The sequence below is a fragment of the Acidovorax sp. FG60 genome, from assembly GCF_057808995.1.
On sequence record NZ_JBMDJC010000005.1, the window covers coordinates 266,092 to 280,014 of the forward strand.

At 64.7% G+C, this 13,923-nt stretch carries 13 protein-coding genes; 10 read left to right on the forward strand and 3 right to left on the reverse strand.

Translation table 11 applies throughout. From position 1 onward, the window contains the following. Genes rfbG through ACODS0_RS10320 form a run of 6 tightly spaced genes read left to right on the forward strand, consistent with a single transcriptional unit; the run spans position 1 to position 4,976 of the window. Positions 1–1,068: a CDP-glucose 4,6-dehydratase gene (rfbG, locus tag ACODS0_RS10295; RefSeq protein WP_488834758.1), complete on the forward strand. Its 1,068-nt coding sequence runs from the start codon at positions 1–3 to the stop codon at positions 1,066–1,068. Then, positions 1,065–1,625, forward strand: a complete 561-nt coding sequence (locus ACODS0_RS10300) for a dTDP-4-dehydrorhamnose 3,5-epimerase family protein (protein ID WP_488834718.1) — start codon at positions 1,065–1,067, stop codon at positions 1,623–1,625. The genes rfbG and ACODS0_RS10300 overlap by 4 nt, the downstream gene beginning before the upstream one ends. Next, positions 1,622–2,863 carry a methyltransferase domain-containing protein gene (locus tag ACODS0_RS10305; protein ID WP_488834719.1) on the forward strand — a complete coding sequence of 414 codons (1,242 nt, stop codon included), beginning with the start codon at positions 1,622–1,624 and terminating at the stop codon, positions 2,861–2,863. The genes ACODS0_RS10300 and ACODS0_RS10305 overlap by 4 nt, the downstream gene beginning before the upstream one ends. Further along, positions 2,864–3,352 carry an acyltransferase gene (locus ACODS0_RS10310; protein ID WP_176887155.1) on the forward strand — a complete coding sequence of 163 codons (489 nt, stop codon included), beginning with the start codon at positions 2,864–2,866 and terminating at the stop codon, positions 3,350–3,352. Next, positions 3,349–4,200, forward strand: a complete 852-nt coding sequence (locus ACODS0_RS10315) for an NAD-dependent epimerase/dehydratase family protein (RefSeq protein ID WP_488834722.1) — start codon at positions 3,349–3,351, stop codon at positions 4,198–4,200. Before ACODS0_RS10310 ends, ACODS0_RS10315 begins: the two co-directional genes overlap by 4 nt. Further along, complete coding sequence (locus tag ACODS0_RS10320; protein ID WP_488834724.1) at positions 4,197–4,976, forward strand: cephalosporin hydroxylase family protein; 780 nt, start codon at positions 4,197–4,199, stop codon at positions 4,974–4,976. Before ACODS0_RS10315 ends, ACODS0_RS10320 begins: the two co-directional genes overlap by 4 nt. A 128-nt stretch (positions 4,977–5,104) precedes the next feature. Here ACODS0_RS10320 and ACODS0_RS10325 read toward each other — a convergent pair whose 3' ends face one another. Both ACODS0_RS10325 and ACODS0_RS10330 read right to left on the reverse strand, forming a co-directional pair. Then, positions 5,105–7,324, reverse strand: coding sequence for an O-linked N-acetylglucosamine transferase, SPINDLY family protein (locus ACODS0_RS10325; RefSeq protein ID WP_488834726.1), 2,220 nt, complete (start codon positions 7,322–7,324; stop codon positions 5,105–5,107). 118 nt (positions 7,325–7,442) lie between these two features. After that, on the reverse strand, positions 7,443–8,927 hold the full coding sequence (locus ACODS0_RS10330) for a flagellin N-terminal helical domain-containing protein (protein WP_431150853.1): 1,485 nt from the start codon (positions 8,925–8,927) through the stop codon (positions 7,443–7,445). Between the two features lie 321 nt (positions 8,928–9,248). On the opposite strand from ACODS0_RS10330, the gene ACODS0_RS10335 reads away from it, so the two are divergent. The 4 genes from ACODS0_RS10335 to ACODS0_RS10350 all read left to right on the forward strand — a co-directional run bounded on the left by ACODS0_RS10335 (position 9,249) and on the right by ACODS0_RS10350 (position 13,190). Beyond that, complete coding sequence (locus ACODS0_RS10335; RefSeq protein ID WP_218301583.1) at positions 9,249–10,736, forward strand: flagellin N-terminal helical domain-containing protein; 1,488 nt, start codon at positions 9,249–9,251, stop codon at positions 10,734–10,736. Positions 10,737–10,933: 197 nt separating this feature from the next. Then, complete coding sequence (gene fliD, locus ACODS0_RS10340) at positions 10,934–12,367, forward strand: flagellar filament capping protein FliD (RefSeq protein ID WP_431150851.1); 1,434 nt, start codon at positions 10,934–10,936, stop codon at positions 12,365–12,367. A gap of 65 nt (positions 12,368–12,432) precedes the next feature. Further along, complete coding sequence (fliS, locus tag ACODS0_RS10345; RefSeq protein WP_055398289.1) at positions 12,433–12,888, forward strand: flagellar export chaperone FliS; 456 nt, start codon at positions 12,433–12,435, stop codon at positions 12,886–12,888. Between the two features lie 2 nt (positions 12,889–12,890). Then, positions 12,891–13,190 carry a flagellar protein FliT gene (locus ACODS0_RS10350; RefSeq protein WP_010466046.1) on the forward strand — a complete coding sequence of 100 codons (300 nt, stop codon included), beginning with the start codon at positions 12,891–12,893 and terminating at the stop codon, positions 13,188–13,190. A gap of 411 nt (positions 13,191–13,601) precedes the next feature. Here ACODS0_RS10350 and fliE read toward each other — a convergent pair whose 3' ends face one another. After that, positions 13,602–13,913, reverse strand: coding sequence for a flagellar hook-basal body complex protein FliE (gene fliE, locus ACODS0_RS10355; RefSeq protein ID WP_055398288.1), 312 nt, complete (start codon positions 13,911–13,913; stop codon positions 13,602–13,604). Between the last annotated feature and the right edge of the window lie 10 nt (positions 13,914–13,923).

Consider the following 13,923-nt stretch of genomic DNA (forward strand, 5'->3'; position numbering starts at 1 on the left):
ATGCGCCCTGATCCCGACTTCTGGCGCGGCAAGCGCGTGTTGCTCACCGGCCACACCGGCTTCAAGGGCGCGTGGCTGGCCCTATGGCTGCAGCGTCTGGGCGCGCAGGTCACTGGCGTGGCGCTGCCGCCCGCCACCGACCCCAACCTGTTCACCCTGGCTCAGCTGGGGCAGGGCGGCCCGGGCATGGAGAGCCATTTTTGCGACATCCGCAGCCCCCAGGCCCTGGCCATGCGCGTGCGCGCCGCCCGGCCCGAGGTCGTGCTGCACTTGGCCGCGCAGGCGCTGGTGCGGCCCGGCTATGCAGCGCCGCTGGATACCTTTTCCACCAACGTGATGGGCACGGCGCATTTGCTCGATGCCCTGCGCGGGCTGGCTGGCGTGCGCGTGGCCGTGGTGGTCACCACCGACAAGGTTTACCGCAACCGCGAATGGGCCTACCCCTACCGCGAGGACGACGCCCTGGGCGGGCACGACCCCTACAGCGCCAGCAAGGCCGCCACCGAGCTGGTCACCGCCAGCTACCGCGATTCGTTCCTGGCCGCACAGGGCATCGCCGTGGCCACCGCCCGCGCGGGCAACGTGATCGGCGGCGGCGACTGGGCCCAAGACCGCCTGCTGCCAGACGCCGTGCGCGCCTGGGAGAAGGGCGCCACCTTGCACATACGCCGTCCCCAGGCCACGCGCCCCTGGCAGCATGTGCTGGAGCCGCTGGCCGCCTACCTGCGTCTGGCCCAGCGCCTGTGGGAATCTCCCGCCTTGGCCGGTGCCTACAACTTTGGCCCGCTGCCCCACGAGGCGGCCACGGTCAAAAATGTCATTGAATTGGCCTCCACCGCCTATCCAGCAAGCGCTACCAGCTATGAAAACGAGAGCGAAGGACCGCACGAAGCCGGCTGGCTCGCGCTCGAAACCGCCCATGCCCGCCAGGTGCTGGGCGTGGCCCCCCATTGGTCGCTGAACACCGCCGTGGCCCGCACCATGAACTGGTACCGCCAGCAACATGGCGGCGCCGACGCCCGCGCGCTGTGCCTGGCCGACATCGACGCCTGGGAGGCGCGGCCATGAGCCGCCTCGCCCTGGCGCCGCTGCCACTGGCGGGGCTGTTCCGCGTGCAACGCCAGCCGCTGGTGGACGAGCGCGGCTTTTTTGCGCGCCTGTTCTGCGCTGATGAACTGGCGGGCGCAGGCTGGGCGGGCCCCATCGCCCAGATCAACCAGAGCTACACAGCCCTCCAAGGCACCGTGCGTGGTATGCACTACCAAAAGCCGCCCCACGCCGAGATGAAACTCGTGACCTGCCTGCGTGGCGAGGTCTGGGACGTGGCCGTGGACCTGCGCCAGGGCTCTCCCACCTTTTTGCAGTGGCATGCCGAGCATTTATCCGCAGACAACGGCAACGCGCTGCTCATCCCCCCTGGTTTTGCCCACGGCTTCCAGGCGCTGACCGACCATGCCGAGCTGCTGTATTGCCACTCAGCCGCCTATGCACCGGCCGCCGAAGTGGGCCTGAACCCGCTCGACCCGCGCCTGGCCATTGCCTGGCCCCTGCCGGTGGGGCAAATGTCGCCCCGCGACGCAGGCCAGCCCAAGATGACCGAAGAATACGAAGGAGTGCGCCTGTGAAGTGCCGACACTGCGGCAGCCCGCTGCAACGCTCGTTCCTGGACCTGGGCAGCGCGCCCCCGTCCAACGCCTACCTGAGCGAGGCCGCGCTGCGCACGCCCGAAACCTGGTTCCCCCTGCGCCTCTTGGTGTGCGAAACCTGCTGGCTGGTGCAGACCGAAGACCACGCCGGGCGCGAGGCGCTGTTCACCGACGACTACGCGTATTTCAGTTCGTTCTCGTCGTCCTGGCTGGCCCACGCCAAGGCCTATGTCGATGCGATGCGTGAGCGCCTGGGCCTCACCGCCGCCAGCCGCGTGGTCGAGGTCGCGTCGAACGACGGCTACCTGTTGCAGTACGTGCAGGCGGCCGGCATCCCCTGCTACGGCGTGGAGCCCACGGCCAGCACCGCAGCCGCAGGCCGTGCTAAGGGCATCGAGGTGGTCGAGCGCTTCTTCGGCGTGGCGCTGGCCGATGAGCTGGCTGCCGCCGGCCGCCAGGCCGACCTGATCGCCGCCAACAACGTGCTGGCCCATGTGCCCGACATCAACGACTTTGTGGGCGGCTTCACGCGGCTGCTCAAGCCCCATGGCGTGGCCACCTTCGAGTTTCCGCACCTGCTGCGCATGGTGCAGGGGTGCCAGTTCGACACGGCGTACCACGAGCATTACTCGTATTTGTCGCTCACGGCAGTGCAGCGCATTTTTGCGGCCAACGGCCTGGTGGTGATCGATGTGCAGGAGCTGCCCACCCACGGCGGCAGCCTGCGGGTGTTTGCCGCCCGCGCCGATACCGTGGGCCACCTCCAGGTAACGGCTGAAGGCACCACCCGCGTGCAGCAACTGCTGGCCAACGAGACGGCGGCGGGCATGCTGGGTGCCGGTTTTTACAGCGACTTCCAGGCCCAGGCCATAAGGGTCAAGCGCGAGCTGCTCACGTTTTTGCTGCAATGCCAGGCCGACGGCATCACCGTGGGCGCCTACGGCGCGGCCGCCAAGGGCAACACCCTGCTCAACTTTGCGGGTGTGCGGCCCGATCTGCTGCCTTATGCCGTGGACAAGAACCCCGCCAAGCAGGGCCAGTACCTGCCCGGCAGCCACATCCCGGTGGTGAACGAGGCGCACCTGCGCGCCCACAAGCCGCAGCGCATCCTGATCCTGCCCTGGAACCTGCGCAGCGAGGTGGCCGACCAGCTGGACTACACGCGCAGCTGGGGCGCGCAGATGGTGGTGGCCGTGCCGCGCCTGGAGGTGTTCTAGGTGATCGAGCTGCACCCCACCGCCAAGGTTTCGCACCTGGCCGACATCGAAGACTCGGTGCGCGGCACGCGCATCGTGGTGGGCGCACATTCGGTGATCGACAGCTTCGTCAAGGTCAAGCCTGCGGGCGGCAGCGGCGACCTGGTGGTGGGCGAACATGTGGTCATCAACGCGGGCTGCGTGCTCTACACCGGCAACGGCATCCACATCGGTAATTACGTGGCGATTGCCGCCAACTGCACCTTTGCGCCGGTCAACCATGCCTATGCCGAACGTGGCCGGTTGATCCGCGAGCAGGGCTTTCTGCCCAGCAAGGGTGGCATCGTGATTGAGGACGACGTGTGGATCGGCGCTAACTGCGTGCTGCTGGACGGCGCCGTGCTGCGGCGCGGCTGCGTGGTGGGCGCAGGCTCCATCGTGCGCGGGGAGCTGCTGGCGTACACCGTGTATGCGGGCCAACCGCTGGCGGCCGTGGGGGAGCGCCGGTGACGGACCTGCCCCCTTCGACGTTTACGGTGCTGGGCGCCACGGGCTACATCGGCAGCCGCTTGGTGGCGCACCTGCGGGCCCAGGGCCACACCGTGTGGGCGCCACCGCGCGGCGATGCCGAGGTGTTCACCCGCGCGCTGGGCCATGTGATCTATTGCGTGGGGCTCACCGCCGACTTCCGCACGCGCCCGTTCGACACCGTGGACGCCCATGTGGGCCTGCTGGCCGAGGTGCTGCGGCGCGCGCAGTTCGACTCGCTGCTTTACCTGTCATCCACCCGCGTCTACATGGGGGCGGCTGATACCCACGAAGACGCGCCCCTGGCCGTGTTGCCGGGCGACCCTTCGTACCTGTACAACCTCACCAAGCTCACCGGCGAATCGCTGTGCCATGCCTGCGGGCGCCCCGGGGTGCGCGTGGCGCGCCTGTCCAACGTGGTCGGACCGGGCATGGACGCGGCCTCCGGCAACCTGGTGGCCGACCTACTGGGCCAGGCCCGGGCGGGCCGCATCGTGCTGCGCTCCGATCCGCAGTCGGCCAAGGACTATGTGCATGTGGACGACCTGCTGGACTGGCTGCCGCGCATTGCGCTGGCGGGTCGCGCTGCCACCTACAACGTGGCCAGCGGCCGACAGACCCTCCATGCCCAGTGGCTGGCCTGGTTGCAGGCGCGCACGGGCTGTACCGTGGAGGTGGATGCCCAGGCCCCGCTGCAGGCGTTTCCCCCTATCAACGTGCAACGCCTGCGGGGTGAATGGGGTGTGGCACCCCGCGCCGTGCTGGCCGATGACCTTTTGCTGAACGACGCTTCCGTTGTGACCGATCCTGTTGGAGTAACCCCGCCATGAACCCCGTTGACCAATTTGCCCAGGAACGCCGCGACCGCCTTGCGGGCTATGCCCAGGACACCGCGTTCCAGACCCTGTCGCGCGACTGGCTGCAGGCCTCCATGCAGCGGCAGTACGTCTACAACTTCGACTGGATGGGCCGGCCCATCATCCAGTACCCGCAGGACATGGTGGCCATGCAGGAACTGGTGTGGCGCGTGCGGCCCGATCTGATCATCGAGACTGGCATCGCCCATGGCGGATCGCTGGTGCTCAGCGCCTCGCTGCTGGCGCTGCTCGACATGAGCGATGCCATCGAGGCAGGCACCACGCTGGACCCGCGCGCCTCGCGCCGCAAGGTGCTGGGGGTGGACATCGACATCCGCGCCCACAACCGCGCCGCCATCGAAGCCCACCCCATGGCCAGCCGCATCGCGATGATCCAGGGATCGGCCGTGGCGCCCGAGGTGGTGCAGCAGGTGCGCGACTTTGCGAAGGGCTACCAGCGTGTGCTGGTGTGCCTGGATTCCATGCACACCCACGACCATGTGCTGGGCGAGCTCAACGCCTACGCGCCCTTGGTGACGCCCGGCAGCTACTGCGTGGTGTTCGACACCTTTGTGGAAGACATGCCGCCCAAGTTCTTTGCCGACCGCCCCTGGGACGTGGGCAACAACCCCAAGACGGCGGTGCACCAGTGGCTGGTCGGGCACGCCGAGTTCGAAGTGGATGCCGAGATGGAGCAGCGCCTGCAGGTCACGGTGGCGCCGCACGGGTTTCTGCGACGCAAGGGGTGATGGGCGCAGAAAATATGGGGAAAAATGCCGCATTGCGCGCGGTGGGTATGTGTTTGTTGCTATATTGTTTATAGCGTTTAGCGCGGCGCAGCCCTGCCCCTGTAACTGAGCGCCAAGGCGTCAGGGCATCACGCAGCAGGGCTCGCCCCCATATCCAGGCCCATCGCCTGCGTTGCGTGCCGCAGGTAGGTCACGGCAAATTCGGTGTGGCCGTGGGCGTGTTCCACCTCGGCCAGGCAGGCCAGGGCCACCGGGTCGTGAGGCATAGCGCTGAGCACGGTTTCGGCCAGCTCGGTCACGGCGATCCAGTGGCGGTCCTTGAGAGCCGGGCCCGCGCTGGTGTCCGCGCCGGTGGCGGGTGCGGGCGGCGGGGCGGCCTTGGCCTTGTCCACCAGGTCCTGCAGGCGCTGGTGCGCCTCGTGCAGGCTCACACGCTGGCCTGGCTTCAGGCCCACGCCGGGCACGGGTGGCTGGGTCCAGGCCTCTGGCAGCTGAGGCAGCCAGTCCTGGATCGCCTGGGCCTGCGCGGCGGGATCGTCCGGGTGTTCGGCCCGGGCCAGCCACTGTAGCCACATCACGCGCAGGCCTTCGGCAAAGTGGTGGTTGAAGATGTCCTCGCGCATCAGTACAGAGGCCTCCACCTCGGCGCGCAGCCCCTGCCGCAGGGTGTTCAGCGCCTGTGTGTCGGCCGCCAGGCTGGTGGCGATGCGCACATAGTCCTCGGGCGTTTCGGCCAGCCATTCGGTGCGGCCCAGGTAGGCCAGCAGGCCCACGCCCATGCGGCTCTTGAAGCTTTCGCCCACCATCGACACGATGGGCAGGCCCATCCACAGCACGTCAAATGTGGTGGTGCCGCCCGTTAGCGGGAAGGGGTCGAGCGCGATGTCGATGCGGTGGTAGGTCAGGTACTGGTTGTCGGTGCGCTGCGCCACCAGGTCTACCTGCGCCGGCGGCAGGCCCAGGCGCTCGCAGCGCTGGCGGTAGGCGTTGGCAAAGTCCGGCCGGTCCAGGTTCTTGCCCTCTATGAGCAGGCGCGAACCCGGCACCGCAGCCAGTACCTGGCCCCACAGGGCCAGCACCTCGTCGGTCAGCTTGCCCAGGTTGTTGCACGAGCCGAAGGTGATGAAACCGTTGGCGAGCGCGGGCGTGGGGCGCACCTGGTAGCGCGGCTGGTAGCGCCACAGCGGGTTGCGGCTCATGGGGCGGTAGCACGCGAACAGCGTGGGCAAGCGGTAGAGCTGCTCGGTGTACTGCGCCTCTGCGCCGGGCGGGTCGGTGATTTCGTCGGTGAACTTGTAGTCCACGGCCGTGAGCCCGGTGGTGGCCGGGAACCCCAGCCAGGACACCTGCACCGGGGCCGCCTTGTGGGCCAGCGTCAGCAGGCCGTTGTTGCCGGTGTGGCCCGCCAGGTCGATCAGGATGTCGATGCCCTGCGCGCGAATGGCCTCGGCCTGCTGCTGCGGGCTGAAACCGGCCAGGGGCACAAAATGGTCGGCATGGCGCTGTACGCGCTCGGTGACGTGATCGTCCCGCGGGAACAGATAGAAAGCGAAAACTTCAAACTGCCGCCGATCCAGTTGCGCCAGCAGACCCTCCACAAAGTACATCACCGAGTGCACCCGGAAGTCGGGGGAGAGGAAGCCGATCTTCAGGCGTCGCCATGGCGAGCCCCGGTGCTCCTGGAAATCGGGCCACTCTGGGCGCAGCGGCGGTTCGAACACAGCGCCGTACTGCCGTGCGGCCGCCGACAGCTGCGCGGCGTCCACCTGGGGATCGGCCAGCATGAACAACAGCTTGTTGGTGTAGTTGCCAGGGTCGTTGTAGCGCAGGGCGATGGCTGTCTCGCAGTCCTTGACAGCCTCGCGCACCTGGCCCAGCTCGCGCCGGTGGATGGCGCTTTGCATGAGTGCGGCGACGCGGTCGTGCAGTGTCTCGGCCAGGGCGGCGGCCCTCTGGCTGGCGTCAAAACCTTTGTCGTGTTGCGTCAGCAGGTAGCAGCATTCGGCCAGCTTGATCCAGCCAATGGCCTGCTGGGGGCGCAGTTCGCACACTTTTTCCAGCAGGGGCAGGGCGTCGATATTGCGTGCTTGCTCAATGAGCACGTTCGCATAGTTGACGAGTAGCTCGGCGTCTTCAGGCCAGTACGCATAGGCCTGTCGGTAAGCCTTGAGGGCGGCGTCGAACTCGCGCTGCTTGTTCAGTGAGAAGCCCAGCAGCCGATGCGCGCTGAGGTGGCGACTGTTCTTGCGCAGGACCTGGCGGCACAAGCGGGTGAGAAGGGGCCAGTCGGAGGCAGCAAGTGCGGCCTGCAGGCGGGACGCGTCCTGGTCGGTGTGTTTGGTGTGCACGGTGGCGCCGATCTACGAGCAAAGGAGCGGGATGTGCAGGCAGTGTGCCATGTACAAAGGGGCCCGATGGGCCCCTTTGGTGTTGCTGTTTCACTGCGCAGCGTGTGGTTTGGTCAGGTTACTTGAGCAGAGACAGCACGCCCTGCGGGATCTGGTTGGCCTGGGCCACCATCGCCGTACCGGCCTGTTGCAGGATCTGGGCACGCGACAGGTTGGCTGTTTCGGCCGCGAAGTCTGCGTCCTGGATGCGCGAACGCGATGCGGACAGGTTCTCAGACGTGATCTGCAAGCTGGAGATGCTGGTTTCGAAGCGCGATTGCAGGGCGCCGAGCTTGGCGCGTTCACCGTTGATGAAGGCCAGGGCCGAATCTACGGTCTTGAGCGCGTCGGTGGCGTTGGTGAAGGTGGTCACGTCCAGGTTGGCCACGGTGTGCAGCGAGGAGCCCCCGTTGTCCAGCTGGTTGCTGGCCGAGGTCACTGCGAAGGACTTTTCGGAGTCCAGCGTGATGTAACCGCCGGTGTTGATGAACTCCACGTTCGCGTCGGCGGCCAGCGTCCGGGTCGCGCCGTTGCTGGCACCTGCCGCGTCATAGCCGGTGACGGTCACCGCACCCGCGTTGGCGTTCACCGTGTCGCCGATCACGATGTTGTTGCCGGTGGCGTTGGTCAGAATGATCTGCGTGCCGTCGGAGTTGAGCGAGGCATTGATGCCGGTCTTGGCCGCTTGTTCATTGATGGCCGACACGGCAGGGGAGAGGCGGTCGGTCCCCGTGCCTGCGACCAGCGTGAATGAAATGGTGCGGGGACTGCCGATGTTGTCACCTTCCAGCGTCAACGAATAGGACCCGGCCGCCGCCATGCCACCCAGGTGCACTTCGGTGCGTGCTGTGGCGGTCACGCCAGTGGTGGCCTGTAAGGCATTGATCTGGTCGGCGGTGGCTTTGGCGGTAGCACTTGCAGCCACCGTCAGGGTGCCGGTGCCCAGGTAGCCGCTGACGGCTACCGAGCCGGTGGTCACACCGTTGGTGCCTGCGGTGGCCTGGGTGGCCGATGCGCCAATGCCCGAGCCGTTGGAGGCGACGTTCTGGTTGTTGCCGTACACGCTGGTACGCAGGTTGGCTGTGGCCGCCACAATGGTCTGGTTGGCGTTTGCACCCACTTGGAACTGCTGCGTACCAAAGGTGCCGTCCAGCAACTTCTGGCCGTTGAATTCGGTGGTTTGCGAAATCCGGTCCAGTTCAGCTACCAATTGGCCGACTTCCTGCTGCAGGGCCTGGCGGTCGCCAGCGCTGTTGGAGGCGTTGGCCGACTGTACCGCCAGTTCACGGACCCGCTGCAAAATGTTGCCAGCCGACCCCATTGCACCTTCAGCCACCTGCGCCAGAGAAATCCCGTCGTTCGCATTGCGAACAGCCTGGTTCAGGCCGCGGATCTGGCTGGTGAAGCGCTCGGAAATCGCCAGGCCGGCGGCGTCGTCCTTGGCGCTGTTGATACGCAAGCCGGACGACAGGCGCTGGATGGCTGTATTCAGCGACATCTGGCTGGTGCCCAGGTTGCGCTGGGCGGTCAGCGAGCTGATGTTGGTATTGATGGTTGCTGCCATGGCGAAACTCCTTAACGTCGCTAGACGGATCTGTTTGCCGGTTCAAGCGCACCCGTCCGGCTGTCAATGGGGGAACGATGGATGAATTGTGGAGACGCTGCTTATGGGCGTTTAGGAGATAAGCGGCAAAAAAGTCGTACAACTTGTGCGTTTGCCCCTCAAGTTTTCCGGCGGCGACCCGAAAACAATTGCAACGGTCCGTAAGCGGCCCGCCGTTCACCAGATGGCCTGCAGCGCTGGGAACCCAGGAGGCCAGCGCGGTGCTGGCGCCCCGGCTGGCGGCAACGCCATATTCAGTCAGTTCTTTTCTGGAGATTTGCAATGGCTTCCACCATCAATACCAACATCGCCTCGCTCACCGCCCAACGCAACCTGGGCATGAGTCAGACTTCTCTCAATACGTCCATTCAGCGCCTGTCCTCTGGCTTGCGTATCAATAGCGCCAAGGATGACGCTGCTGGCCTGGCGATTTCCGAGCGCTTCACCAGCCAGATCCGCGGCCTGAACCAGGCTGTTCGCAATGCGAATGACGGTATCTCCCTGGCACAAACCGCTGAAGGCGCCCTGAAGGCTTCTGGCGACATCCTGCAGCGTGTGCGTGAACTGGCTGTGCAATCGGCCAACGCCTCCAACAGCGCTGGCGACCGCCAAGCCCTGCAACAGGAAGTGGGACAGCTGGTGTCCGAACTGGACCGTATCTCGCAAACCACGGAATTCAACGGCTCCAAGCTGCTCGATGGCAGTTTCGGCACACAGCAGTTCCAAGTGGGTGCCAACGCCAACCAGACCATCGTGGCTGCCACGGGCAATCTGCGCACCAGCGTCTACGGCAACAACCAGAACGTCGCCTCCAACGGCTCGGGCATTGGCGCATCGGCCACCCAAGCGACCGCAGGCACCAACGGTGTGACCACAGGTACCGTGGCCATCAGCGGTGCTCTGGGCACCGGCACGCTGACTGTGGCTGCTAGCGCCACGGCCAAGGCTACGGCCGACCAGATCAATGCCCTGAAGGCAGATACCGGTGTGACAGCCACGGCCCGTACCGAAGTGCGTCTGGGTGGTATGTCGGCTGTCGGCTCTTACTCGCTGACGCTGGAAGGTGACAACGTCGGCGCGGCACGTACAGTGTCTTTCACGCTGACCTCCGCCACAGGCACGGACCGCCTGTCGGCCGCTGTGTCCGCCATCAACGACCAGTCTGCCAAGACCGGTATCAATGCTTCTCTGAGCTCTGACGGCAGCCAGATCGTTCTTACCAATGCCACGGGTAACAACATCGTGGTGGGCGATACAGCCAACGCCAACGCGGCGAACGTGACGGTCACCGGTTACGACGCCGCTGGCGCGGCCAACGGCGGCACGACCACGCTGAGCTCTGCTGCCGCAACGGTAGAAAACGTGAACACCGGTGGCTACATTACGCTGGACTCGGAAAAGTCTTTCGCAATTACTTCAACCAGCAACCAGCTGGACAACGGTGGCTCTGCCCTGCAAACCGTGGCCAACCTGGATGTGACCACGTTCAGCAACGCCACCAACGCCCTGAAGACGGTGGACTCTGCACTGGCCTTCATCAACGGTGAGCGTGCCAAGCTCGGTGCTCTGCAATCGCGCTTTGAAACGTCGATCAGCAACCTGCAAGTGACGTCGGAAAACCTTTCTTCCTCGCGTTCGCGTATTCTGGATGCCGACTTCGCCGCAGAAACGGCCAACCTGTCGCGTGCCCAGATCCTGCAACAGGCCGGTACGGCGATGGTGGCCCAGGCCAACCAGCTGCCCCAAGGTGTGTTGGCCCTGCTGCGTTAAGCGGCGGGCATGGCAGCCAGGGCGTTGCAGCGCCCTGGTGGACCCCAGGCGGCGGCAGATTTCTGTCGCCGCCCTTTGGCTTTTTGGAAGGCGGGTGCCAGGACCGCTGGATAAGACGGGTTTCCTGGCGTGTTTACGGACGTTCTTGATCGCCGTTCGGCGCCATAATTTCCGTTGGACCAGTTCAGGAGGTTTGTATGGCAACCATTTCATCCCCAGGCGTCGGCACGAACGGACTTGATGTCAAGAGCATCATTTCCCAGCTGGTCACCCTGGAAAAGAGGCCCCTGGACACGCTGAAATTACAAGCGGCCACGGTCAATACCAAGATTTCTGCCTTTGGACAGATCAAGTCGCTGGTGTCCACGCTGCAGGATGCAGCGGGCAAGCTCACCAGCGTGACTGGTTGGAATGGAGTGGCTACCACGTCGTCCGACTCCAAATTTGTTTCCGCCACCGCCGTAGGGGGCACGCTTCCCACCACGTTCAGTGTCGAGGTCCAGAGCCTTGCCAAGGCGCAGGCCACTGCGTCCGCCGCTTTGCTGCCCGTGGGCGGAGCGCTCGGATCCGGTACGCTGCGCCTCGAATTGGGTAAGTGGAGTGTTGCGCCCGCGTCGTTCACACCTGGCAGCGGTCAGCCCGTAGACATCACTATCAGTGCGAGCGACAAGCTGTCGGACGTGGCCAGCAAGATCAATGGTGCCAATGCAGGGGTAACGGCGTCGGTACTCAGTGATGCGTCGGGCGAGCGCTTGCTGCTGCGCAGCAAGAGCACCGGCGAGGAGTTCGGGTTTCGCCTGAGTGTGATGGAGGACGGCGACACCGACCCCCAGAGCGCGGGCAACACCGACGCCACAGGCTTGTCCCGCCTCGTCAACGGTGCCACGGTCACGCAGGCGGCCGCCGATGCCAAGGCCACGGTCAACGGGATCGCGGTGTCTTCAGCCACCAATACGTTTGCCTCTACGATTTCGGGCGTGACCTTCAAGGCCGAGCAAGTGACGACGGCTCCCATTGATATCACTGTGAGCAAGGACAACTCCGCGATCCAGTCCAACATTGATGGATTCGTGAAGGCCTACAACGCCATCAACCAGTTGCTGCAGGACGCCACCAAGTACGACGCCGCTACCAAGTCGGCAGGGTTGCTGCAAGGCGACTCGACGGCCGTAGCGCTGCAAAACTCCCTGCGCAATGCCATCCAGTCGGTCACTACTGGGGGTGGTGCTTTCCAGCGGTTGGCGGACATTGGCATTACCCAGCAGCTGGGCGGAGACCTGGCGGTTGACTCCTCCAAGCTCACCAAGGCGCTGTCCGAGAACCCGGACGACGTGAAAAACCTGTTCCGCAATACCGGTGGCGGCTCCGCCGATGGCATTGCCGTCCAGCTGAAGGCGCTGACCACCAACCTGCTCTCCAACGACGGTTTCTTCAAATCCAAGGATGCCACCCTGCAGCTGAGCCTCAAGCGCAACAGCCAGGACCAGACACGTGTGAATGAGAAGGTCGAGGCATTTGAAAAGCGCATCACACAGCGGTATAACGCACTCGATACCCAGCTGAGCAGCCTCAATGGCCTGAACGCGTATATCTCACAGCAGGTCACTGCCTGGAACAAATCGACTGGTTAATCAGGGGCTTCAGTTTTTCTGGCACATGCCGATAACTTAAGTAATACCTCGGAAGGATTGTCAGCATGTTCAGCGCCTACAGCCCCCGTGCAGCCAACGCTTACCAGCGTATCAATGTGGAAACCAGCATGCACACGATGGACCAGCACCAGCTGGTCAGCCTGCTGTATGAAGGTGTCCTCAATGCCATCGCCACGGCACGTGGCGCCCTGGCACGTGGTGATGTGCTGGCCAAAGTCAATGCCATCTCCAAGGCCGTGCGCATTCTGGAGGAGGGCCTGAGCACCTCGCTCGACAAAGTCGATGGGGGCGAACTGGCCGAAAACCTGGGTGCGCTGTACGACTACTGCATGCGCCGCCTGATCTTGGCCAACGCCCGCAACGACGACGCCATCATGCAAGAAGTCATGCGCCTGATCGAGCCCGTGGCCCAAGGCTGGAACGAAATCAAGAAAACCGGCACCGCGGCTTCGTCCGATGCGCCCGCCGCCACTGGCCAGCCTGTGCTGGTGGAGGCATAACCATGTCACACATGCTGATTGACTATTACAAGGCGATTGAAGACAGCAGCGCCAAGATGCTGGAGGCCGCCAAGCTCAAGGACTGGGATGGGGTGGTGCGCTACGAAGGCGCCTGCGCCGTGCTGATCGAGCAGCTGCGCTTCAAGTCGCAAGAGCACGAACTGCTGCCCGAGCACAAACGCGAGAAGACCCGCATCATGCAGCGTATCCTGCGCAACGATGCCCAGATTCGCTGCCTCGCTGAGCCCTGGCTGGCGCAGTTTGAACACCTGTTCGAGGGCCAGCCGCAGATGATGCACTGAGGCGTGCGCTGAGCCGCAAAAAAGCCGACCCCACGAGGTCGGCTTTTTCATGGGCGAATAGGGCTATGCCGCTTATCTATCAAGCGCAGGCAGCTATTAAATTGAGAGCGGACGGTTCCTGGCGCTTGGCATCCACCTCGCCGCGGCCAGCGATGCATCGCTCAGCCCCTGGTACCAAGAGCGTGGCGTGTCTTTGGGGATAAAAAGTGCCCATAGCGCTTGCCTACAAAGCGCAAAATGCTACAAAAATAGGAGTGAAAGAAGGGCCCCTACCGCCCGATACCGGCGCGCCCCACGCGAGGGATGCCCTGCAAGGGCCGCCCCGCAGCGAGGGCATCGTCTCCCTGCCCGAAACGCCCAGCGTTGCGAGAGCTGGGGGAAGGCGCGCAGCGCCTCAGGGGGGCGTCTCTATCACACCTGCATGTTCATGATGTCGGTATAGGCTTGCACCATCCGGTTGCGCACATGCAGCGTGGCTTGAAAGCCGATCTGGGCCTTCTGGATCGCCACCATGGTTTCTTCGAGGCTGACAGAAGGGTTTTCCATCTGCACCTCGGTCTGCAGGTTCGAAGAGCGGTTTTGTGCGGCGCTGACCGACTGCAGTGCGCCTTTGAGCGCCCCCGAGAAACCCACGTCATTGGCGTCGTTTTGCGGCGCTGCAGCACGGCGCGCCACGCCAGCGCCCGTGAGCGGGGCGGTAGAGCTTGAGATGCGAAGGTCCATGGCTGTATCC

Coding starts and splice junctions, on each gene's coding strand:
- rfbG (WP_488834758.1), top strand. CDS start 1: ATGCGCCCTGATCCCGACTTCTGGCGCGGCAAGCGCGTGTTGCTCACC.
- ACODS0_RS10300 (WP_488834718.1), top strand. CDS start 1,065: ATGAGCCGCCTCGCCCTGGCGCCGCTGCCACTGGCGGGGCTGTTCCGC.
- ACODS0_RS10320 (WP_488834724.1), top strand. CDS start 4,197: ATGAACCCCGTTGACCAATTTGCCCAGGAACGCCGCGACCGCCTTGCG.
- ACODS0_RS10330 (WP_431150853.1), bottom strand. CDS start 8,927: ATGGCAGCAACCATCAATACCAACATCAGCTCGCTGACCGCCCAGCGC.
- ACODS0_RS10335 (WP_218301583.1), top strand. CDS start 9,249: ATGGCTTCCACCATCAATACCAACATCGCCTCGCTCACCGCCCAACGC.
- fliD (WP_431150851.1), top strand. CDS start 10,934: ATGGCAACCATTTCATCCCCAGGCGTCGGCACGAACGGACTTGATGTC.
- fliS (WP_055398289.1), top strand. CDS start 12,433: ATGTTCAGCGCCTACAGCCCCCGTGCAGCCAACGCTTACCAGCGTATC.
- ACODS0_RS10350 (WP_010466046.1), top strand. CDS start 12,891: ATGTCACACATGCTGATTGACTATTACAAGGCGATTGAAGACAGCAGC.
- fliE (WP_055398288.1), bottom strand. CDS start 13,913: ATGGACCTTCGCATCTCAAGCTCTACCGCCCCGCTCACGGGCGCTGGC.